The organism is Sphingopyxis alaskensis RB2256 (genome assembly GCF_000013985.1).
Classification (GTDB): Bacteria; Pseudomonadota; Alphaproteobacteria; order Sphingomonadales; family Sphingomonadaceae; genus Sphingopyxis; species Sphingopyxis alaskensis.
This window is the reverse complement of the sequence record NC_008048.1, coordinates 2,029,252-2,048,654: the sequence shown is the minus strand read 5'-3', so window position 1 is coordinate 2,048,654 and position 19,403 is coordinate 2,029,252. Positions and strand designations below refer to the sequence as shown.

The following is a 19,403-nucleotide window of genomic DNA, read 5'->3' as shown; positions in this document are numbered from 1 at the left end:
CGTGCCATCCGCGCAAATAGGGGATTCGCGGCACGACCGGGATGGTAAACTGTAAATTAACCCGACAGGTGAAAGCAAGCGCCGTCCTTTTTGGGATGCGGATCGGCCATCATTTCATCCGCCATCCCCTTTTCACCGCGAGGACGACGAGGGGTATCACCACTTCCCGGTCCGAACCGAACCATCCGTCTAATCCGTCTGCGCAAACCAGATGACGTGCCGCGCGCCCTTGCCTGCCGCGCGGGCGCGCACATGGACTTCGTCCACCCGATAACCCGCCGCCGCCAGCCGCCGGGTGAAGCGGACGTCGGGTGCCGCCGACCAGATGGCGAGGAGCCCGCCGGGGCGCAACGCCGCCTTTGCGGCGGCGAGGCCAACAGGAGAATAAAGCCGGTCGTTTTCGGCGCGGACCAGGCCATCGGGGCCATTGTCGACATCGAGCAGGATCGCATCGAAGCGTCGAGGCGCGTCGGCAATGGTGGCCGCCACGTCGCCGATCACCAGATTAACGCGCCGATCGTCGAGGCAGCCCCCGGCAAGCGCGGCCATCGGCCCGCGCGCCCAGTCGATGATTGCGGGAACCAGCTCGGCGACGGTGATCTGCGCATCGGGGCCGAGCGCAGCGAGCGCCGCGCGGAGCGTGAAACCCATGCCATAGCCGCCGATCAGCAGGCGGGCGTTTTTGCTGTTGCGCAATCGTTCGCAGCTCATCGTCGCCAGCGCTTCTTCCGAACCGCTCATGCGGCTGCTCATCAGCTCGCTCGCGCCGATCGCGATGATATATTCGTCGCCGCGCCGGAGCAGGCGCAGCGCCTCGCCGCCCGGCACCTCGACCGTGTCGATCAGTTCGCGACCCTGCAAATGTCGTCAGCCGAGTTCGGAAAGGTCGAGCGCGTCGAGCAGCGCGAGGCGCGCCCTGCGCACGTCATGGAGCAGCGTGGTCGAGGCGAGATCGGCGGGCGCGATAGCTTCGGGCCAATGTTTCGCAACCACCCCGGCGATCCGGTCGAGCTTCGCCTCGTCGGCGAGGAAGCGTGGATCGACGGTCGCGGGATCGGCAACGACGCGCAGCCGCAGGCATGCCGGGCCGCCGCCGTTCGCCATCGACTGCCGCACATCGACAGGAAACAGACGGCGGATCGGGCCGTTGCCGACGATCATCGCCTCCAGCCAGTTCCATACTGCGGGCGTTTCGTGTGCCTCGGTCGGCAGGACCAGCCCCATGCCGCCTTCGGGCAGGGTGACGAGCTGCGCGTTGAACAGATAGGATTTGATCGCGTGCGCCAGGCTCACCGCGCTGGCGGGCACCTCGACGATTTCGACCGCGGGAAAGGCCGCGCGGATTTCGGCATGCGCGGCTTCGCGATCCTCGAATGCGGTTTCGTGCGTGAACAGCACATGCTCGTTCGCCACGGCGACGACATCGTTATGGAAAGCGCCGCCCTGGATCGCGGTGTCCGACTGGCGAATGAAGAGCGTGCGCGCCGGGTCGAGCCGGTGGCGCCGCGCAATGGCCTTCGAGGCGTCGAGATGCTGGCGCGCCGGAAAGCGCCCCCCGGCGACGCCATAGACGAAGATTTCGACGCCGACCCTATCGTGGCCGCTGCACAGCCGCATATGGTTTGCCGCGCCTTCGTCGCCGAAGGGAGCGGGAACGGGTGGATGGACGGAAAAGGCGGGATGCGCAAAGGCAAGGCGGAGCTGCGCCAGCGTTCCCGGCCATTCGTGGCTGCGGTGCGGCATGGTGACGAGGTTGGCGACCGTCAGATGGCATTTGCCGTCGGCGCTGTCGGGCGCGGGCGAGACGGTCGCGGCGTTCGCGGCCCACATCGACGACGCCGACCAGGCCTGCGCGCGCAAATGGCCCTCGGCCTTCTCGACGCTCGTGCCGAGCGCCGCTAGCCATGGCGCATCGGGGCGGTCGAGCGGCACGAAGAAACCCTGCGGCAGACCGAGCACGAGATTGTGGCGCATCTTGTCGATGCCCTGCAGCGCGGCAGCGCGCGGCTGCGACACGTCGCCGGCGTGGCTCGCCGACGCGATGTTGCCGCGGCTCAGTCCCGCATAATTGTGTGTCGGGCCGATGATCCCGTCGAAATTGATTTCGGTCAGCATCCTAACGTCCGATCCAGCTGATTGCGTCGCCCTTGCCGACATTCAATATCCGCGCGGCGTCGGCGTCGATCCGGCCCTCGGCATCGACCTTGCCGAAACAGCAGCGGAAATCGGCGAGCCGCCCTGTTGCGATCAGCGCATCCTCGCCATCTTCGGCGATGCCCGTCACCTCGACATGCTTTGCGTCGCGGATGCTCGCCACCTGATCGGTGCGCGCGGTCATCGTCGGGCCGCCGTCGAAGATGTCGATGTAATTTTCAAAGGCGAAACCTTCATTTTCCAGCATCCGCATCGCGGCGCGTCCCGTTGGGTGGGGGACGCCGATCACTGCGCGCGCGGTTTCGGGCAGCATCGCGATATAGACCGGATGCTTGGGCATCAGGTCGGCGATGAACTGGTTGCCGTGGACCGCGTTGAACTGGTCGGCTTCCTGAAAGCTCATGCCGAAAAACTTGCCCGCGACTCCGTCCCAGAAAGGCGAGCCGCCGGCCTCGTCGATCACGCCGCGCAGCTCGGCCAGGATGCGATCGGCGAAACGCGCGCGGTGGCGCGCGATGAACAGATAGCGCGAGCGCGCGAGCAGCAGGCCCAGCCCGCCGGCGCGCGCCGCCGGGTGCAGGAACAGCCCGCCGACCTCGCTGGCGCCGTTCAAATCGTTGCTGAGCATCAGCACCTGCGCGTGAAAGGTGCGACCGAGCTGTTCGCTATGCTTGCTGTCGGTGCCGATGCGATAGCTATAAAAGGGCCAGCGCTGGCCGACCTGCCCGAAGATCTGGCAGGTGCCGCGCACCTCGCCGCTGTCCAGATCCTCGAGCACCATCAGATACAGCTCGTCGGAGGGATATTCCTTTTCCGATGCAAAGCTCGCTTCGGCGCGTTCGAGCTTGGCGCGCAGCGCCCTTTTGTCGGGGGGCAGGTTGGTGAAACCGCCGCCCGTCAGTTTCGCCATTTCGTAAATGCTTTGCAGGTCGCCCGGTTTGGCCGCCCGGATCACATGATTCACACAGTCCCCCGTTCCGCTAGTCGCATCATGGTCAGCGCCGACAGCTGCGCGCGTTCGGCGAGGCTGCCCGTGATCAGAAACTCGTCCGACGAATGGATCGCGCCGCCGCGCGGACCCATGGTATCGACCACGGGGATGCCGCAGGCGGCGATGTTGTTGCCGTCGCACACGCCGCCCGTCGCTTTCCACGCAATGTCGATGCCCAGCGCCGCACCGCATGTCCGCACCAGCTCGAACAGCCGCGTTGCGGCGGCATCAAGCGGCTTGGGCGGGCGGTTGAAACCGCCGTGGATATGGCAATGCACGTCATGCTCTCTTGATACCGAAGCCACTGCGGCGCGCAGTGCGCTTTCCGCTCCGCCCATCGCTTCGGGGGTCGACGGACGCATATTGACGCGCAGGATCGCCTGATCGGGCACGACATTGTTGGGGCCGCCACCGTCGATCCGTGCCGGATTGACTTTTAGCTCTCCCGATTTCAGCGCGTTCAGTCGCAGCGCCAGATCGGCCGCGGCGACCAGGGCGTTGCGCCCCTCCTCCGGGTTGCGCCCGGCGTGGGCGCTGCGGCCATGGATGGTGATGCTGAAATTGCCGCTGCCCGGCCGCGCCCCTGCGAGCGTGCCGTCCGGAAGCGCGGGTTCGTAGGTGAGCGCGGCGGTCTTGCCACGCGCCAGTTCGGCGATCAGCGCCGCGGAGGCGTGGCTGCCCGTTTCCTCGTCGCTGTTGATCATCACGTCATAACCGACGCGATCCGCGAGTGGCGAGCTTTCGAGCGCGGTCAGCGCGGCGAGGATCACCGCTATCCCGCCCTTCATGTCGGCGGTGCCGGGACCGTTGAGCACGCCATCCTCCAGCCAGGTCAGTGTCTGGAATGGATGGTCGGCGGCGAACACCGTGTCCATGTGCCCGGTGAGCAGCAATTGCACGGGCGCGTCGGGCCGTACGCGAAGGTGCAGGTGCTCGCCGCGCTGGACGATATTGACGCGCCCCGCGGCATCGACGCTCTCGACCGGATCGGGCGCGACGAGCCGCAGTTCGCCGGGTAAGGCGGCAAAGGCGTCGGCAAGCTGCCCCGCGACCGTCTTCAGCCCCGCAAGATTGCCCGTGCCGCTGTTGATCGCGGCCCATCGTTCGACCTGCGCCAGCATCGGTGCGTCGGCCGCGCGGTCGAGCGTCGCCTGTTCGGTTGCAGTCAACTGGATCATGGAGCGGCTATAGCGAGCGCCGCGCGGCTTTGGCACCCCCGGCCCGCGATTTTGTCGCTGCGCTGTGGTTCATCACCCCTGGTCCGCAAGATAGCCGCGCGGACAGGCCGAATCGCAGCCTGTTAACCGAAACTTGGCGACGGGAGGGTTAGGCTTGCCGACACCCTTTCGAGTGAGCCCATGTCCGTCGCCTTTGTCCTTGCCATCAACATGTCCGTCGCCGGCCTGATCGCCGCCGCGTTCGCCGTGGTCGCGGTGACCAACCGGACCGCGCGGGGCGCGTGGTGGCTGGCGGCCGGATGCGGGCTGGGTATTGTCAATGTCGGTCTGGAGTTCCTGCTGACGCGGCAAGTCGATCCGACCCCCACGGGCATCAGCATCTTCCTCGTCTTCCTGCTGGCGCAGAGTTTCGCGCTGATCGGTGTTGCCTCGCATTACCGGGTCGCGCCGCCGTGGATCGCAATCGCCGCAATCTGGGTGCTGACGATCCTGGCCGTGCCGGTGATTTTCAGCCTGCCGTACGGATCGTCGCCACGGCTGACGCTGTATCAGATGCCCTATTTTGCGATGCAGTCGCTGTTTGCCATCGTCATCGTGCGATCGGGGCGGCGGCAGGCGCTCGACCTGTTGCTGATCGCGCTACAGATCGTTGCGGCGCTTATCTATCTGGCGAAACCGCTGATCGCGGCGGTTGTCGGCACCGCGAGTTCGCCGCAGGGCTATATGGCGTCGACCTATGCCGCGATTTCGCAAAGCGCCAGCGTCGTTGCGCTGATGGCGATCGCGCTCGTCCTTTTGCTGGTGATGATGCGCGACACGACCGCCGAGATCGTGGCGCGGTCGGAAACCGATCCGCTGTCGAGTGTGCTCAACCGGCGCGGGTTCGAACAGCATGCCGGGATTGCGCTGCTGCGCTATGGCGAAACGGCAGTGCTGATCGCGGCCGACCTCGACGATTTCAAGACGATCAACGACAGTTTTGGCCATGCCGCGGGCGACGGCGTGATCGCACATTTCGCCGCGATGCTGGTCGATGCCGCCCCCGCCGACGCGATTGTCGGGCGGATCGGCGGCGAGGAGTTTGCGGTGCTGCTGCCCGACGCGATGCTGTCCGACGGGCGCATCTATGCCGAAGCGGTGCGCACCGCCTTTGCCGCGGCACGGCTGCCGGTGCTGGGAGTCGACCGCGGCTTTACCGCCTCCTTCGGCGTTGCGCAGCGCGGACCCGGAGATTCGCTGTTCGACCTGCTGCGCCGCGCCGATGCCGCGCTTTACCGCGCCAAGGCGGCCGGGCGGAACCAGGTGCGCGTGGCGCTGGAGGAAATGCCGGTGTCGGCGACGGTGGGCGTCGCATGATTGCGCCGTCGCCTGTCGTCCCGGGGAGCTGACCCTAGAGCGCGATGACCTGATATTGACCCTCCGTGACGGAGGCGATTTTGGCCGAGTGCGAGGCGCGAGGAGCGGCGCGATGCGGGACATCGCGCCCGACGAGCAACGTGGCAATCGGCCAGAATCGACCCGCCCCGGAAGGGTTGCCCCCTGAAGCCCGCCGGACAGCGGCGCGTCTCTGGTCCGGGCAACCAGCCCGTCCTGCGAGACGCTTCTTGCCGACGAACTTCAGGGGGCAATCACGGTGGGTCAATATCATGTCGTCGCGCTCTAAACGCCGAGCAGCGGCGTATCCTGCTCCCGCGGCGGGGCGGCATCGAAGCCGGGGAGCGGATCGAAGCCGTCATCGCTGAGCACGACCGCCGCGAGACCACCGAGCTTGAAATGGCCGAGCCGCGGCTCCTCGTCCGATCGCCAGTTCTTGTTCAGGTTGAGCGCGCTGACGAACAGGTCGCCATGTCGTTCGAACAACAGGTGCGGCGCCAGCGTCAGCGACTGGCCGTTATATTGCGCCGTCACCAGCTTTTTGCGGGCGATGGCTTCCATCATTTTCAGTCGTGCGTCGTCCATGGATCCGGGTCGTTCGGGGAAGGTCGGTTTCATTGTGCAGTGCAACCTAAACTACCCGGCGGAGCTTGAAAAGCGCCCATTGCCAATCGAAACCAATCGCGGCATAGGGCTGCTGCCCTTTCCTCCCCGGGTCCACGGGCGCATCGGCGCCGACCAGAGGGTGTTTGCATGACCGAATTTCTCGACCGCTCGGGCCTGTCCGTCGATTCGCGGCTGGCCGATTTCATCGAGCAGCGCGCGCTGCCCGGCACGGGGCTGGACGCCGCGCGCTTCTGGGCCGATTTCGCTGCTCTGCTGGGCCAGTTTGCGCCGGAAAATACGGAGCTGCTGGCGAAGCGCGAGGCGTTGCAGTCGCAGATCGACGCCTGGCATCGGGCCCGCGAAGGCCAGCCGCACGATCCCGCCGCTTATCAGCGCTTCCTGTCCGAGATCGGCTATCTCGTCCCCGAACCCGAGCCGTTTGCGATCGGCACGGCGAATGTCGATCCGGAAATCGCAACAATGGCCGGGCCGCAGCTCGTCGTGCCCGCCCTCAACGCACGCTTTGCCCTGAACGCCGCCAACGCGCGCTGGGGCAGCCTCTATGACGCGCTTTACGGTACCGACGCACTCGACGCGCCGCCTGCGAAGCCCGGCGGCTATGATGCGGAACGCGGCGCGGCGGTGATCGCGCGCGCCAAGGCCTTTCTGGACGACGCGGTGCCGCTGGCGTCGGGTCGCTGGGCCGACTGGCAGGGCGGACAGCTTTTGCTTGCCGATCCGTCGCAATGGGTCGGCAGCAGAACCGGCGGTATTCTGCTCCGCCACAATGGCCTGCACATCGAGCTGGTGATCGACCCCGACGGCGCGATCGGCAAGACCGACCCGGCGGGGATTTCCGATGTCATCCTCGAAGCCGCGCTGACCACCATCATCGACCTTGAGGACAGCGTCGCGGCGGTCGATGGCGAGGACAAGACGCTCGGCTATGCGAACTGGCTGGGGCTGATGCGCGGCGACCTCACCGAAAGTTTCGAAAAGGGCGGCAAGATCGTCACGCGCGCCATGGCGACCGACCGCGAATGGACGTCGCCCGACGGCGAGCCGTTCACGCTCCACGGCCGCAGTGTGATGTTCGTGCGAAATGTCGGCCATCTGATGACGACGCCGATGATCCGGCTGCCCGGTGGCGCCGAAGCGCCCGAAGGGCTGTGCGATGCGGTCATCACCAGCCTGTGCTCGCTCCACGATCTGAAGGGCCTCGGCGCCCTCAGGAACAGTCGCGCGGGCAGCATCTATATCGTCAAGCCCAAGCAGCACGGGCCCGAGGAATGCGGCTTCACGAACCGGCTGTTCGACGCGGTCGAGGACATGCTGGGGCTGGCGCGCCACACGATCAAGGTCGGGGTGATGGACGAGGAACGTCGCACCAGCGCGAACCTTGCCGCCTGCATCCGCGCGGTGAAGGACCGCATCGTCTTTATCAACACCGGCTTTCTCGACCGCACCGGCGACGAGATTCACACGTCGATGCGCGCGGGACCGATGATTCCGAAGGGCGAGATGAAGGCGTCGGACTGGATCGCCGCCTATGAGGATCGCAACGTCCGCATCGGGCTCGCCTGCGGCCTGTCGGGCAAGGCGCAGATCGGCAAGGGCATGTGGGCGATGCCCGACATGATGCGGGCGATGCTCGAGGCGAAAATCGGCCACCCCAGATCGGGCGCGAACACCGCCTGGGTTCCCTCGCCGACCGCGGCGACGCTGCATGCGCTGCATTATCATATGGTCGATGTGTTTGCGCGGCAGAAGGAGATCGCGCGCGAGGCGGTGCCGTCGCTGGACCGCCTGCTCACCATTCCCGTCGCCGTGGGGCGCAATTGGAGCGACGCCGAAATCGCGCGCGAACTCGACAATAATTGCCAGGGCATATTGGGCTATGTCGTACGCTGGATCGACCAGGGCGTCGGCTGTTCCAAGGTGCCCGACATCGACGACGTCGGCCTGATGGAGGATCGCGCGACGCTGCGGATCAGCAGCCAGGCGCTCGCCAACTGGCTCCTCCACGGCGTCTGCACGCCCGAACAGGTCGACGCCGCGCTGGCGCGGATGGCGGCGAAGGTCGATGCCCAGAATGCGGGCGACCCGCTGTACGAAAAGCTGACGCCCGATAGCGTCGCGTATCGGGCAGCGCGCGCGCTGATCTTCGAAGGCGTGGCGCAGCCGTCGGGCTACACCGAACCGCTGCTGCACAAATATCGGCAGATGAAGAAGGCGGGGTGAACGGCCGGAAGCGGTCATACGATCCTCCCCGGAACGGGGAGGGGGAGGATCGGCGGATCACAACCCCAAAACCGCCATCACGCGCAGGCGCGGCAACATCAACGCCCCAAAACCTCCAATATCCGCGCCGTGAGCCAATCACCGTCCGCGCCCGCGAAGCTGTGCGACGGGCTCGCAAGGCGTTCGACGGGGAGGCGCTTTAGCGCGTCGGGACAGTCGGCGGCAAAGGCCTGCGCGGTGCGGTCGCCGGTCGCGAGCAGGATCGTCGCGGGGATCGCGAGGCGCCGGGCCGCTTCGTTCAAGCGCGCGGCGAGGCCGTCGGGCGCCGACGCGGGTTTGGGTCCACGGAGCGCGGCGAGACCGCGACGCAGCTTGGCGAAATCAATATCGCCGCGCAGCAGGCGCAGCAGGCTTTGGGGATCGGCGAGCCGCGCGAGGTAGCGTGCGCGGATGGCGGCGGGGGGAGGCAGCGCGTCGCCCGCCCCCATTGCCTCCGCCTCATAGGTCCAGGGATTGGCAAGGATCAGGGCGTCGAGGGGTAGCGGCTGGTGGAGCAGGAGCGCGCTCGCCGCGTCGCAATTGCCAAAGGCGACGACGCGCTGGACATGCGGCGCGGCGGCGCGAAAGGCGGCGGTGGCGGCGGCAATGTCGGGTGCGCTGCTTTCGAAACCGCAATTCGTGCCTTCGCTGTCGCCGATCCCGCGGCGGTCGAAGCGGAACACCGGATGACCGGCGGTCGCAACGCGCGCCGCAAGCATCGCCATGCCGCGATGCGCGCCGCAGCGGATTTCGTTTCCGCCCGACACGATCAGCAGGCCGGTCGCTCCCGGCGCCTCGTCGAGCGTGGCGGCGAGCCTGGCGCCTTCGCAGATGAAGCTCAGCTGATGCCGCATGTCCGGCTCCATGCGGCGATGTCCGCGGCGATCGCGCGCGCCATCGCTGCGTCCTCGCCCGGCTCGGCGCGCAGCCAGAGGGGGGTGCCCGCGATCCCGCCTTCGCCGAGGGGGATGCTGCGCAACGGTTCGACCGGCTGCGCCTCGGCCGCGCCAAGCCCGGCGATCATCGCGGGTGAGAGGGCATTGCCGGCGAGCAGCAGCGGTCCGCCGCGGGCTGTTGCGAGCAGGCTTTCGAGCGACGTGGCGATTCCGGCCTCGCGGTCGGCGCTGACGCGCGCGCGGAGCAGGGTGCGGAGCAGCGCCGCGCCGCCGACCGGGGCAAGTCGCCACCAGGCATCGGCCTGCGCGCGCTGGTCGATGAGGCAGCCGCCGCGAACCGATGCGACGATGACGCGACCGTCGATCGCGGCGACGATCGCCGCCAGCGCATGCTGCCATTGCTCCAGATCGATCCGGTCGAGCGGGGCAGGACTTTCATTCTGGCCGGGCAGGTCGGGGAGCAGCGCCGCGAACCCGTCGGCGGCGAGCGCGCGCATTGCGAGCACCAGCGTGCGCCGCGTGCGATTCGCTTCCTCGAACAGCGGCGGGACGAAAACGATGGTCGCGCGCGGCGTGCCGACCGGGTCGATGCGGAGCCGATGTTCGGTCACCGCCGCCATCGCCCGGACGGTCATCCCGGCGAAAGCCGGGGTCTTGCCGTCGCGTTCCCGGTCGCGGCGAGGCCCCGGCCTTCGCCGGGATGACGATGAAAGGAGAGCGTCCTGTTTATCAACCGGTCACCTTGCGTGTCGCGAATGCCAGCAGATGGCCATAGGTTTCAAATATCTCGCCATCGATCTCGTCATCGTCGATGAGGATGCCGAGACGGTCTTCCATCTCGGTCAGCACCGTCGCGACCGCCATCGAATCAAATTCGGGAAGCGCGCCGAACAGCCCGCTGTCGTCGGTGAGCGCCGCAGCGCGGTCGGCGCCGAGGCCGAGCACGTCGGCGAGCAGCGCGCGGAGGGCGGCATCGACGCCCGATGTTTCGGAGACGGAATCGGTCACTTGTCTTTCCTCAGCAGCGATCGGGCAAAGGCCTTCAACGCCGGTTCCCATGCCGTGGCGCGCGACAGATTGAAAGCCTCGATGCGCCAGAGCGGATCATGGCGGTTCATCCAGTCGCGCTTGTAGGCATCGTCGCCCGTGCCGAAATCGACGCGCTTCACGCCGTCGATCTCGATGACATGGCGGAACAGGGCGGCCGAGAGCAGGGTGCCGGGCGAGGCTTTCAGACTGTCCTCGACATGCGCAAGCTTGTGGATGAAGGCGGTGCCGTCCTCGACCGTCCAGAATTGCGCGGCGACCGCGGCTTCCCCGATGCGCGCGATCCCCATGCGCAGCGTGCCGCGCGTCCCTTCCATTTCGGCGAAGGCGCGGAGCAGCGCGGGATCGCCCTCTTCGGGTTTCCAGCTGGCGGCATAGACGGCTTCATAGGCGGCCCAGGCGGCAGCGTCGAAGGCGGTCAGAATCTCGATGGCGACGATGCCCTTCTTCGCCTTGCGCTGCACAGTGCTGCGCAGCGCGCCGGGACGGCCCGCCCACCAGGCGTCATGGCCCATATCGCCGAGGTCGAGCCAGTGGCGGTCGCCGGCGGGCGCGGCTTTCACCCTCCAGCCGACGGCGCGCAGGGCAGCGATGATTTCATCCTGTTCGCCGTCGCGGACCGGATAGAGCGACAGTCGCGCGGCGCGCGCGCGAAGGGCGCGGAACAGATCGGCGAGCGCCGCGCCGCGATCGCCGCCCGGCGACCAAAGCGGGCGGATCGCAAAGCTGTACCAGTTGGTGAGACCCGCCAGATGTCCCGGCGCCTCGATGCGCAGCGGCAACCGGACGGTCGCCGCGCCAGCCGAGCCGCCGGCGTCAAAACGGCCGCCCGCGGCAAAACCATGCGCTTCGAGCAGATCGAACCATTCGGGGCGGTCGAAGGGCGAGGCAAACTCCGCGGCGCGCACCGCATCGTCATTATCCCGATCTTCACCGTTCCCTTGCATGGTGCGGCCCTCTATCATCTCACTCCTAACAGCCGATGACCACGCCCGAAAACCCCGTGTCGCAGCCCATCGACCATCTCGCCCGCCGCGGCGCGCCGGATGCGGCTGCGCTGCTGATCGGCGAACGGGTGGTGACCTATGCCGAACTCGACGCGGGGGTGGGACTGCTTGCGGCGTGGCTACGCGAACAGGCCGGCGGTCCCGGCGAGCGCGTCGCGAGCTGGAGTGCGAAGACCCGGCTCGCCTGTCTGATGCCGCTCGCCGCGGCGCGCGCGGGGCTGATCCATGTGCCGATCAATCCGCTGCTCAAGGGGCCGCAGGCGCAGCATATCCTGGCCGACAGCGGCGCGAAGCTGCTTCTCGCCAACGCCGCGCGCGCCGAGTCGCTGGGCGACGGACGGCCCGCCGGTTGCGCGCTGCACGATCTCAACATCGCCGAGGAGGCTGTTGATTCGGGAGGCAAGACGTTGCCGCCGTCGAAGGCCGATCCCGACGATCTCGCCGCCATTCTCTACACCAGCGGATCGACCGGGCGGCCCAAGGGGGTGATGCTCAGCCACGCGAACCTGTGGCTCGGCGCCGAAAGCGTCGCGACCTACCTGAAGCTCATGCCCGTCGACCGCGTGCTCGGCGTATTGCCCTTGAGCTTCGACTATGGGCAGAATCAGCTGCTGTCGAGCTGGTATGCCGGCGCCGCGGTGGCGCCGCTCGATTATCTGACCGCGCGCGACGTCGTGAAGGCGGTCGCGCGCCACGACATCACGACGCTCGCCGGCGTGCCGCCCCTGTGGGTGCAACTCGTCGAGGCGGACTGGCCCGCCGACACCGCGGCCTTGCTCAAGCGCCTCACCAACAGTGGTGGCGCGCTCACCCCTTCGCTGATCGAGGCGATGCGCCGCACTTTCCCCGCCGCCGACATCTATCCGATGTACGGGCTGACCGAGGCGTTTCGTTCGACCTGGCTCGATCCCAAATTCGTCGCCGACCATCCGACGTCGATGGGGCGTGCGATCCCGCACGCCGAAATCCTTGTCTGCCGCGGCGACGGCACGATCACCGCCGACGAGGAGCCGGGCGAGCTGGTGCATTGTGGCCCGCTCGTCGCCAAGGGCTATTGGCGCGACGCGGCGCGCACCGCCGAGCGATTCCGCCCCGCGCCGCCCGCGTCGCTTTATGGCGGCACCGCGGTCTGGTCGGGCGACAGGGTGCGGCGTGATGCGAACGGTCTTCTCTATTTCGTCGGCCGCGACGATGCGATGATCAAGACGGCGGGCAACCGTGTCAGCCCGACCGAGATCGAGGAGGCTGCGGTCGCTTCGGGGCTGGTCTATGAAGCGGTGGCGTTCGGGGTCCCCGATGCGCGGCTCGGCGCGGCGATCATATTGATCGTGCGCGGCACGCATGGACCGGCCGACGAGGAGGGGCTTGCTGCCTGGCTTCGCCGGAATCTGCCGAACTTCATGCAGCCGCAGGTCATCGAATGGCGCGATGCGCTGCCGCGCAATCCCAATGGCAAGCTCGACCGGGTGGCGATCGCCGCCGATTGGACGAGGGTGATGGCGGCATGAAGCCGCACGGGCCAATCCCGCCCGGATTCCGGGCCGACCCTGACGGGATGCTGCTGATCGGCGGCGACCGTGCCGAATCGCTGGCCGATGTCGCGGGCGATACGCCGCTCTTCGTCTATGACAGCGCGATGCTGGCCGCGCGCGCCGCCGAATGGCGCGCGGCGATGCCCGCCGCTGTGCAGCTCCATTATGCGATGAAGGCCAATCCCTATCCGCCGCTGCTTGCCTTCATGGCGGGGCTGGTCGACGGGTTCGACGTGGCGTCGGGCGGCGAGTTGAAGGCGGCGCTGGCGAGCGGGATGGATGCCGCGCACATCAGCTTCGCCGGGCCGGGCAAGCGCGACCGCGAGCTGGAGGCGGCGCTTGAAGCAGGCGCGACGCTGAACCTCGAATCCGCGGGCGAGGCAGAGCGCGCATTGGCGATCGCGGCGCACCTGGGCGCGACGCCGCGGCTCGCGGTGCGCGTCAATCCCGACTTCGACCTCAAGGGATCGGGGATGAAGATGGGCGGCGGCGCCAAGCCCTTCGGGGTCGATGCTGCCGCGGTTCCGGCGCTCGTGCGCCGCCTGATCGATGCGGGCGCCGACTGGCGGGGTTTTCATATTTTCGCCGGATCGCAAGCGCTTGACGCGGCCGCCATCGCCGAAATGCAGGCGCAGACGGTCGCGCTCGCGGCGCGGCTTGCGGACGCGATCGGGACTGCGCCGCCGCTCGTCAATCTGGGCGGCGGGATGGGGGTGCCCTATTTCCCCGGTGATACCGCGGTCGATGCGGCGGCGGTGGGGGAAGCGCTCGGCGAGACGCTGGCCGCGCGCGACGCCGCGCTGGCGGACAGCCGCTTTGCGATGGAACTGGGTCGCTGGCTCGTGGCCGAGGCGGGGGTTTATCTGACGCGCATCGTCGACCGGAAGGTCAGCCATGGCGAAACCTTCCTCGTCACCGACGGCGGCCTGCATCACCAGTTGGCGGCAAGCGGCAATTTCGGCACCGTCATCCGTCGCAACTATCCGATCGCGGTGGCGAACGCCTTTGGCCGTGAGCCCGTCGAGACCGTTGCGGTCGTTGGCTGCCTGTGCACCCCGCTCGACCGGCTTGGCGATCAGGTCGCACTGCCGCGCGCCGACGTCGGCGATCTGATCGCGATCTTCCAGGCCGGGGCCTATGGCGCGAGCGCGAGTCCGGCGGCGTTTCTGGGGCAGGGGCCGGCGCGCGAGCTGCTGGTATAGCCTCTCGATTCTGTTCCTTTCCGGGACATATCTGGAAGCGTACGGGCCGAACTTATGCCAATACTAACATTATGTTCACCCTTTTCGCGCAATGGCGGACGGTGATGCAATGGCTGTCGCCGCTGAAGGTCCGGACCGCGGCTTCCCCGGCGGCTCGAAAGGTTGATGATTATGGCTTCCTACCCCTCGCTTCGCGCCCTGCGCGCCGTGCTCGCCTCGGGCATCGCGGTAACGGCTTTGACGGGGTGTATGGGTGCCGGCGGCAGCGCGCCGCAACTGCCCAGCGCCAACTTCGTCCAGAACCAGGAAGGGCCGGGCGAGGAATATATCATCGGCCCGCTCGACGAGCTTCAGATTTTCGTGTGGCGCAACCCCGAACTTGGCGGCAAGGTACAGGTGCGGCCCGACGGGCGGATCACCACGCCGCTGATCACCGACATGCCCGCGGTGGGCAAGACGCCGACGATGCTGCAACAGGACATCAAGCTCCAGCTCAGCCAATATATCACCGACCCGATCGTGAGCGTTATCGTCACCAGCTTCAACAGCACCTTTTCGCAGCAGGTGCGCATCGTCGGCGCGACCGAGAAACCGGCATCGATCCCGTTCCGCGCGAACATGACCGTGCTCGACGCGATGATTGCGGTGGGCGGGCTCGGCGAATATGCGGCGGGCAACAAGGCGCGACTCGTCCGTTACGACAAGGGGACGGGCAAGCAGCAGGAGTTCGGGCTGCGGCTGAACGACCTGATCAAGCGCGGCGATATCAAGGCGAATGTGCGGTTGCAGCCGGGCGACGTCATCATCATCCCCGAAAGCATGTTCTGACGCCGAAGCGCGACGCGCCAACCCCATCCCAAGGATCGATTTACCGCGATGAACAGCCTCTACGACGAACTCCGGGTGGCACTGCACAGCGTCTGGACGCGCCGGTGGCTTGTCCTTGCAGTCGCGTGGGGCATCTGCATCCTCGGCTGGCTGGCGATCGCGTCGATCCCCAACCGCTATGACAGCCGTGCGCGCCTGCTCGTCGACGTCAACGAAATCCTGCCCGACGACGCGCAGATCGGCGGCGGCCGCGCACAGATCGACCAGATCCGCGAGACGCTGACCAGCGCGCGCAACATGGAAAAGGTCGCGGCGACGACGGGCCTGCTGCCCGCGGGCGCGAGCGAGCGCGACAAGGCCAACGCGGTGGCGATGCTGCAAAAAAATATCAAGGTCGTGCCGCAGCAGGACAATATCTTCGAAATCACCTCCAGCATCGCCATCGGCAGCCTGTCCGACGCCGACAATGCGAAGCTGGCGTCGGCTGTGCTCGAAAGCCTGATTACCGTGTTCCGCGACGACCAGCTGCGCGGCGGCCGGATGAATGCGCGCGAAGGGCTGAAGTTCCTGGACGCGCAGATCGCCGACCGCGAAAAGGCGCTGCGCGAGGTCGAGGCGCGGCGCGCGGCGTTCGAGGCGCAGAATATCGGGCTGGTCCCCGGCGGCGCCGGATCGCCCGCGCAGCGCGTCGAGACGGCGCGCGCGGAACTCAGTCAGATCGATTCGCAGCTTGTCGCCGCGCAGGCGCAACTGGCGGCGGCGAACGGCCAGCTTGCCTCGACTCCCGCAACCATCCCCGGCGTCGGCGGTGTTGGCGGGAGTGTCGCGCGACAGCAGCTGGCGGGTGCGCAGAATGAACTGTCGGCGATGCGTTCGCGCGGGCTGACCGACGCGCACCCCGATGTGATTGCCTTGAAGAGCCAGATCGCCTCGCTGAAGGCGCAGGCCGACCGCGAAGGATCGGGGGGCGGCGGCGGTGTCCAGAACCCGGCCTATGCGTCGCTCGCCGCGATGCGCGCCGAACGACAGGCGACGGTGAGCGCGCTGACGGCACGCAAGAGCCAGTTGATGGGCGACATTGCGCGGATCACCGCGCAGCAGATCCAGAACCCCGGCATCGCCGCCGAATATGACCGGATCAATGGCGAATATACTGCGTTCAAGGCGCAATATGACAAGCTGCTCGCGCAGCGCGAACAGGTGCGGCTGCGCGGCGAAGTGCAGACCGAAACCGACGCGATCCGCATCGAACTGCTCGACCCGCCGTCGAAACCGACAAGTCCGGCGGCACCCAACCGGCCGCTGTTCCTGACGCTGGTGCTGCTCGCGGGCATCGGCGGCGGGGTCGGTGTCGCCTTTGGCCTGTCGCAGGTGCGGACAAGCTATGCGACCGCCGCGCGCCTCGAGCGCGCGAGCGGCCTGCCGGTGATCGGGTCGATCACCGAAGTCTTGACGCCGGAGCGCCAGCGCGACCGCCGCAAGAAGCTCGTCTGGCTGGCAGGGGGAGGAGGCGCGCTCGTCGGGCTTTATGCGTTGCTGCTGGTCGTAGAGTTCATCCAGCGCGGCATGGTTGCGTGACGGGGGACGATGACATGAACGACCAACGCAAAATCAAGCGTCCACCCTCGCTGCTCGAACGCGCTGCCGACATGTTCGGGCTCGACCCCGTCGGCAATGCGCCGACGATCGACGTATCGAGCCTGCCGCCCGAACCGGAGAAGAAGGCGAAGAAGGTCAAGGCGGAGCCCGTCGCCGGTGCGCCGACCGCCGAACACTGCGAACCCGTCGTCGAAACCGCACCGTCGCCGGGCAAGGAGCTTGCAAAGGCCGCGCCCGCGATCGTGCCGACGCGGCAGGGGACGATCGATCGCGAGCGGCTTGCGGCGCACGGGATGGTCGTGCCGGGCACCCCGGTCACGGGCATTTCCGAAGAATATCGCATCGTGAAGCGCGAGTTGATCCGCAATATCGGCGGCGCGGGCAATCGCCCGATCCTGCCGCGCGGGCACCGCGTGCTGATCGCCTCGGCCAATCCGGGCGAGGGCAAGACCTTTTCGGCGGTCAATCTGGCGCTCAGCCTGGCAGTCGAGGCCGATCACGACGTGCTGCTGATCGACGCCGACATTGCGAAGCCGAGCGTGCTCGACACGCTCGGGCTGGAAAATGGCCCCGGCCTGATGGATGCGCTCGCCGACCCGCATCTGGCGGTTGGCGACTGCCTGATCCAGACCGACATTCCGGGGCTGAAAGTCATGCCCGCGGGCGCGCATCACATGCACGACACCGAATTGCTCGCCTCGGCGCGGACGGAGGCGCTGCTCGCGCAGCTCGAAGCCGGGGCGCCGGGGCGCATCCTGATCCTCGATTCGCCGCCGATTCTCGCGGCATCGCCCGCGGCGGTGCTCGCGGGGCATGTCGGACAGACGATCCTGGTCGTGCGCGCCGACACGACGCTTGAAAGCGCGCTGCGCGACGCGATCGGGCTGATGGGCGCGTGTCCGCAGATCCAGCTGCTTCTGAACGGGGTCAAATTCTCGCCGGGCGGGCGCCGCTTCGGCACCTATTACGGACAGGGAAGCGCCTGATGAACGCGCATCTTGCCTTGCGCGGCGCGAGTATGCTGGTCGCGCTATCGCTCGCGGGAGCCGCGACCAGCGCGCACGCCCAGTTTTCGGGCGATCCGGGCGCAAGCGACGCGCCGCCGAGCGCGCCGCAAGCCGAATCGGGCCGCGCGGCGTCGCGCGCCGAAGGCCGCCGCGCGCAGAAGACGGTCGACGTCAGCCCCTATCTCGAAATCGGGCAGGTGCTCACCGCCGACCTGAAGAATGGCGGCGACGTGCTCACCTATACGACCGTCGCGGCCGGCATCGACGCCGCGATCGTCACGCGGCGCGCCGAAGTGGCGGCGACGCTGCGCTATGAACATCGCTTCGGCTGGAACGGCGATCTTGGCGATTCGGGCACGATCAGCGGCCTGGCGCGCGGGCGGATCGAGGCGGCGCGCGGACTCAATCTGGAGGCGGGGGCGCTGGCGACGCGCACGCGCGCCGACGGGCAGGGCGCCGACAGCGGGTTGTTCATCGGCGATGCCAGCAATGTCGCGGACCTTTATTCCATCTATGCCGGGCCGACCTTTGCACGGCGCATCGCCGGGCTCGACGTCGGCGCGGGTTATCGCTTCGGCTATACCAAGGTCGATATCGACACCCCCGCGATCCTGTCGCCGGGCAGCCGGCCGCAGGATATTTTCGACAGTTCGACCAACCACGTCGCCTGGGCCAGCGTCGGCGCGCGGCCCGGCGACCTGCCGTTCGGCTGGCAGGTGTCGGGTGGTTACGAGCGCGAGGATGCGAGCCAGCTCGACCAGCGTTTCGAGGGCAAATATGCGCGCGCCGACGTCACCGTGCCGGTCGGCCCGACCGTCGCGTTGCTGGGCGGCGTCGGTTACGAGGACATCGAAATCGGCCAGCGCGATCCGGTGCTCGACGCGAATGGCCTTCCGGTGCGCGACGCGAACGGTCGTTTCGTCACCGACAAATCGACCCCGCGCCGCCTGTCGTTCGACACCGACGGGCTGATCTGGGACGCCGGGGTGATGTGGCGCCCGAGCCGCCGCACCTCGCTCACCGCCCGCGTCGGGCGGCGCTATGGCGACACCATCTATACGGGCAGCTTCGCCTATCGCGCCGATCATGCGACGACGGTGCAGGTCGGCGTCTATGACGGGCTGTCGAGCCTCGGACGCGGGCTGTCGGGCGGGCTGGCGGCGCTGCCGACGCAGTTCGACCCGACGCGCAATCCGATCGACGGCGACATCAATCCCTGCGTCTTTGGCCAGCAGGGCGGCGGCTGTCTCAACAACCAGCTCGGCAACGCCACCGCGGCGCAATATCGCAGCCGCGGGGTGCAGGCGACGATGTCGTCGCGTTATGGCCGCTGGGCCTATGGCGTCGGCGTCGGTTACGATCAGCGCCGCCTGCTCGCGCCGCAGCTGTCGCCGATCGCCGACCTTGACGGGATCACGGACGAAAACTGGTATCTTTTCGTGTCCGCAGGGCGCCAGCTTGACGCCGATTCGGACCTCAGCCTGTCGGGCTATGTCAATTATTTCGACAATGGCGCGCCGGGTGCCAGCGACGTCCAGTCGGCGGGGCTGGCGGCCGCCTATTCACGGCGCTTCTGGCGCGGCCTGACCGGCACCGCGGCGGCCAGCCTCAACGCTTTCGATCAGGACGGCTTCAACAGCCAGCTCATAGGTTCAGCTTTGGTGGGACTGCGTTACAACTTCTGACCAAGCAACGGGATTTT

General features: G+C 67.6%; 18 protein-coding genes. 8 read left to right on the top strand and 10 right to left on the bottom strand.

Translation table 11 applies throughout. The features are described 5' to 3' along the window. Positions 1-189: 189 nt before the first annotated feature. The 4 genes from SALA_RS09865 to SALA_RS09850 are packed head-to-tail and all read right to left on the bottom strand — an operon-like array spanning position 190 to position 4,323. Positions 190-861, bottom strand: coding sequence for a spermidine synthase (locus tag SALA_RS09865; RefSeq protein ID WP_011542230.1), 672 nt, complete (start codon positions 859-861; stop codon positions 190-192). A gap of 6 nt (positions 862-867) precedes the next feature. Beyond that, positions 868-2,115 (bottom strand): N-succinylarginine dihydrolase, encoded by a 1,248-nt coding sequence (locus SALA_RS09860; RefSeq protein ID WP_011542229.1) that lies wholly within the window; start codon positions 2,113-2,115, stop codon positions 868-870. A gap of 1 nt (position 2,116) precedes the next feature. Then, positions 2,117-3,064, bottom strand: coding sequence for an arginine N-succinyltransferase (locus tag SALA_RS09855; protein WP_407635748.1), 948 nt, complete (start codon positions 3,062-3,064; stop codon positions 2,117-2,119). 50 nt (positions 3,065-3,114) lie between these two features. Beyond that, positions 3,115-4,323, bottom strand: a complete 1,209-nt coding sequence (locus SALA_RS09850) for a hydrolase (protein WP_011542227.1) — start codon at positions 4,321-4,323, stop codon at positions 3,115-3,117. A 180-nt stretch (positions 4,324-4,503) separates the two neighbouring features. Here SALA_RS09850 and SALA_RS09845 point away from each other — a divergent pair, with 180 nt between their 5' ends. After that, positions 4,504-5,679 (top strand): GGDEF domain-containing protein, encoded by a 1,176-nt coding sequence (locus SALA_RS09845; RefSeq protein ID WP_011542226.1) that lies wholly within the window; start codon positions 4,504-4,506, stop codon positions 5,677-5,679. Between the two features lie 34 nt (positions 5,680-5,713). On the opposite strand, the gene SALA_RS17655 is transcribed toward SALA_RS09845, so the two are convergent. Next, positions 5,714-5,971: a hypothetical protein gene (locus SALA_RS17655; protein WP_011542225.1), complete on the bottom strand. Its 258-nt coding sequence runs from the start codon at positions 5,969-5,971 to the stop codon at positions 5,714-5,716. An 11-nt stretch (positions 5,972-5,982) separates the two neighbouring features. Beyond that, a complete protein-coding gene (locus tag SALA_RS09840; protein WP_041383991.1) occupies positions 5,983-6,282 on the bottom strand; it encodes a hypothetical protein in 300 nt (99 codons plus the stop codon). 168 nt (positions 6,283-6,450) lie between these two features. Here SALA_RS09840 and SALA_RS09835 point away from each other — a divergent pair, with 168 nt between their 5' ends. Next, entirely contained in the window at positions 6,451-8,544 is a 2,094-nt protein-coding gene (locus SALA_RS09835) for a malate synthase G (RefSeq protein ID WP_011542223.1), read from the top strand. Positions 8,545-8,642: 98 nt separating this feature from the next. Here SALA_RS09835 and SALA_RS09830 read toward each other — a convergent pair whose 3' ends face one another. The 4 genes from SALA_RS09830 to SALA_RS09815 form a co-directional block, all read right to left on the bottom strand. Next, positions 8,643-9,437, bottom strand: coding sequence for a hydrolase 1, exosortase A system-associated (locus SALA_RS09830; RefSeq protein WP_011542222.1), 795 nt, complete (start codon positions 9,435-9,437; stop codon positions 8,643-8,645). Continuing rightward, positions 9,422-10,114, bottom strand: a complete 693-nt coding sequence (locus SALA_RS09825) for a hypothetical protein (protein ID WP_011542221.1) — start codon at positions 10,112-10,114, stop codon at positions 9,422-9,424. Before SALA_RS09825 ends, SALA_RS09830 begins: the two co-directional genes overlap by 16 nt. A 94-nt stretch (positions 10,115-10,208) precedes the next feature. Beyond that, entirely contained in the window at positions 10,209-10,487 is a 279-nt protein-coding gene (locus SALA_RS09820; protein ID WP_011542220.1) for an acyl carrier protein, read from the bottom strand. After that, positions 10,484-11,473: a GNAT family N-acetyltransferase gene (locus SALA_RS09815; protein WP_011542219.1), complete on the bottom strand. Its 990-nt coding sequence runs from the start codon at positions 11,471-11,473 to the stop codon at positions 10,484-10,486. The genes SALA_RS09820 and SALA_RS09815 overlap by 4 nt, the downstream gene beginning before the upstream one ends. A 35-nt stretch (positions 11,474-11,508) precedes the next feature. On the opposite strand from SALA_RS09815, the gene SALA_RS09810 reads away from it, so the two are divergent. From SALA_RS09810 to SALA_RS09785, 6 genes are all read left to right on the top strand, one after another. Beyond that, complete coding sequence (locus tag SALA_RS09810) at positions 11,509-13,041, top strand: acyl-CoA ligase (AMP-forming), exosortase A system-associated (RefSeq protein ID WP_011542218.1); 1,533 nt, start codon at positions 11,509-11,511, stop codon at positions 13,039-13,041. Then, entirely contained in the window at positions 13,038-14,267 is a 1,230-nt protein-coding gene (locus tag SALA_RS09805) for a pyridoxal-dependent decarboxylase, exosortase A system-associated (protein WP_011542217.1), read from the top strand. The genes SALA_RS09810 and SALA_RS09805 overlap by 4 nt, the downstream gene beginning before the upstream one ends. A gap of 249 nt (positions 14,268-14,516) precedes the next feature. Continuing rightward, a complete protein-coding gene (locus SALA_RS09800) occupies positions 14,517-15,095 on the top strand; it encodes an XrtA/PEP-CTERM system exopolysaccharide export protein (RefSeq protein WP_237700956.1) in 579 nt (192 codons plus the stop codon). Positions 15,096-15,143: 48 nt separating this feature from the next. After that, on the top strand, positions 15,144-16,673 hold the full coding sequence (locus SALA_RS09795) for an XrtA system polysaccharide chain length determinant (protein ID WP_011542215.1): 1,530 nt from the start codon (positions 15,144-15,146) through the stop codon (positions 16,671-16,673). A gap of 14 nt (positions 16,674-16,687) precedes the next feature. Further along, on the top strand, positions 16,688-17,680 hold the full coding sequence (locus SALA_RS09790; protein ID WP_011542214.1) for a P-loop NTPase: 993 nt from the start codon (positions 16,688-16,690) through the stop codon (positions 17,678-17,680). After that, on the top strand, positions 17,680-19,386 hold the full coding sequence (locus SALA_RS09785) for a hypothetical protein (RefSeq protein ID WP_011542213.1): 1,707 nt from the start codon (positions 17,680-17,682) through the stop codon (positions 19,384-19,386). Before SALA_RS09790 ends, SALA_RS09785 begins: the two co-directional genes overlap by 1 nt. Positions 19,387-19,403: the final 17 nt, after the last annotated feature.

What these genes read in the sequence shown, in the direction of transcription:
- SALA_RS09860 (WP_011542229.1), bottom strand. Translation starts at nt 2,115, where the DNA reads ATGCTGACCGAAATCAATTTCGACGGGATCATCGGCCCGACACACAAT.
- SALA_RS09855 (WP_407635748.1), bottom strand. Translation starts at nt 3,064, where the DNA reads ATGGCGAAACTGACGGGCGGCGGTTTCACCAACCTGCCCCCCGACAAA.
- SALA_RS09850 (WP_011542227.1), bottom strand. Translation starts at nt 4,323, where the DNA reads ATGATCCAGTTGACTGCAACCGAACAGGCGACGCTCGACCGCGCGGCC.
- SALA_RS09845 (WP_011542226.1), top strand. Translation starts at nt 4,504, where the DNA reads ATGTCCGTCGCCTTTGTCCTTGCCATCAACATGTCCGTCGCCGGCCTG.
- SALA_RS17655 (WP_011542225.1), bottom strand. Translation starts at nt 5,971, where the DNA reads ATGATATTGACCCACCGTGATTGCCCCCTGAAGTTCGTCGGCAAGAAG.
- SALA_RS09840 (WP_041383991.1), bottom strand. Translation starts at nt 6,282, where the DNA reads ATGGACGACGCACGACTGAAAATGATGGAAGCCATCGCCCGCAAAAAG.
- SALA_RS09835 (WP_011542223.1), top strand. Translation starts at nt 6,451, where the DNA reads ATGACCGAATTTCTCGACCGCTCGGGCCTGTCCGTCGATTCGCGGCTG.
- SALA_RS09830 (WP_011542222.1), bottom strand. Translation starts at nt 9,437, where the DNA reads ATGCGGCATCAGCTGAGCTTCATCTGCGAAGGCGCCAGGCTCGCCGCC.
- SALA_RS09825 (WP_011542221.1), bottom strand. Translation starts at nt 10,114, where the DNA reads ATGACCGTCCGGGCGATGGCGGCGGTGACCGAACATCGGCTCCGCATC.
- SALA_RS09815 (WP_011542219.1), bottom strand. Translation starts at nt 11,473, where the DNA reads ATGCAAGGGAACGGTGAAGATCGGGATAATGACGATGCGGTGCGCGCC.
- SALA_RS09810 (WP_011542218.1), top strand. Translation starts at nt 11,509, where the DNA reads ATGACCACGCCCGAAAACCCCGTGTCGCAGCCCATCGACCATCTCGCC.
- SALA_RS09805 (WP_011542217.1), top strand. Translation starts at nt 13,038, where the DNA reads ATGAAGCCGCACGGGCCAATCCCGCCCGGATTCCGGGCCGACCCTGAC.
- SALA_RS09800 (WP_237700956.1), top strand. Translation starts at nt 14,517, where the DNA reads ATGGGTGCCGGCGGCAGCGCGCCGCAACTGCCCAGCGCCAACTTCGTC.
- SALA_RS09795 (WP_011542215.1), top strand. Translation starts at nt 15,144, where the DNA reads ATGAACAGCCTCTACGACGAACTCCGGGTGGCACTGCACAGCGTCTGG.
- SALA_RS09790 (WP_011542214.1), top strand. Translation starts at nt 16,688, where the DNA reads ATGAACGACCAACGCAAAATCAAGCGTCCACCCTCGCTGCTCGAACGC.
- SALA_RS09785 (WP_011542213.1), top strand. Translation starts at nt 17,680, where the DNA reads ATGAACGCGCATCTTGCCTTGCGCGGCGCGAGTATGCTGGTCGCGCTA.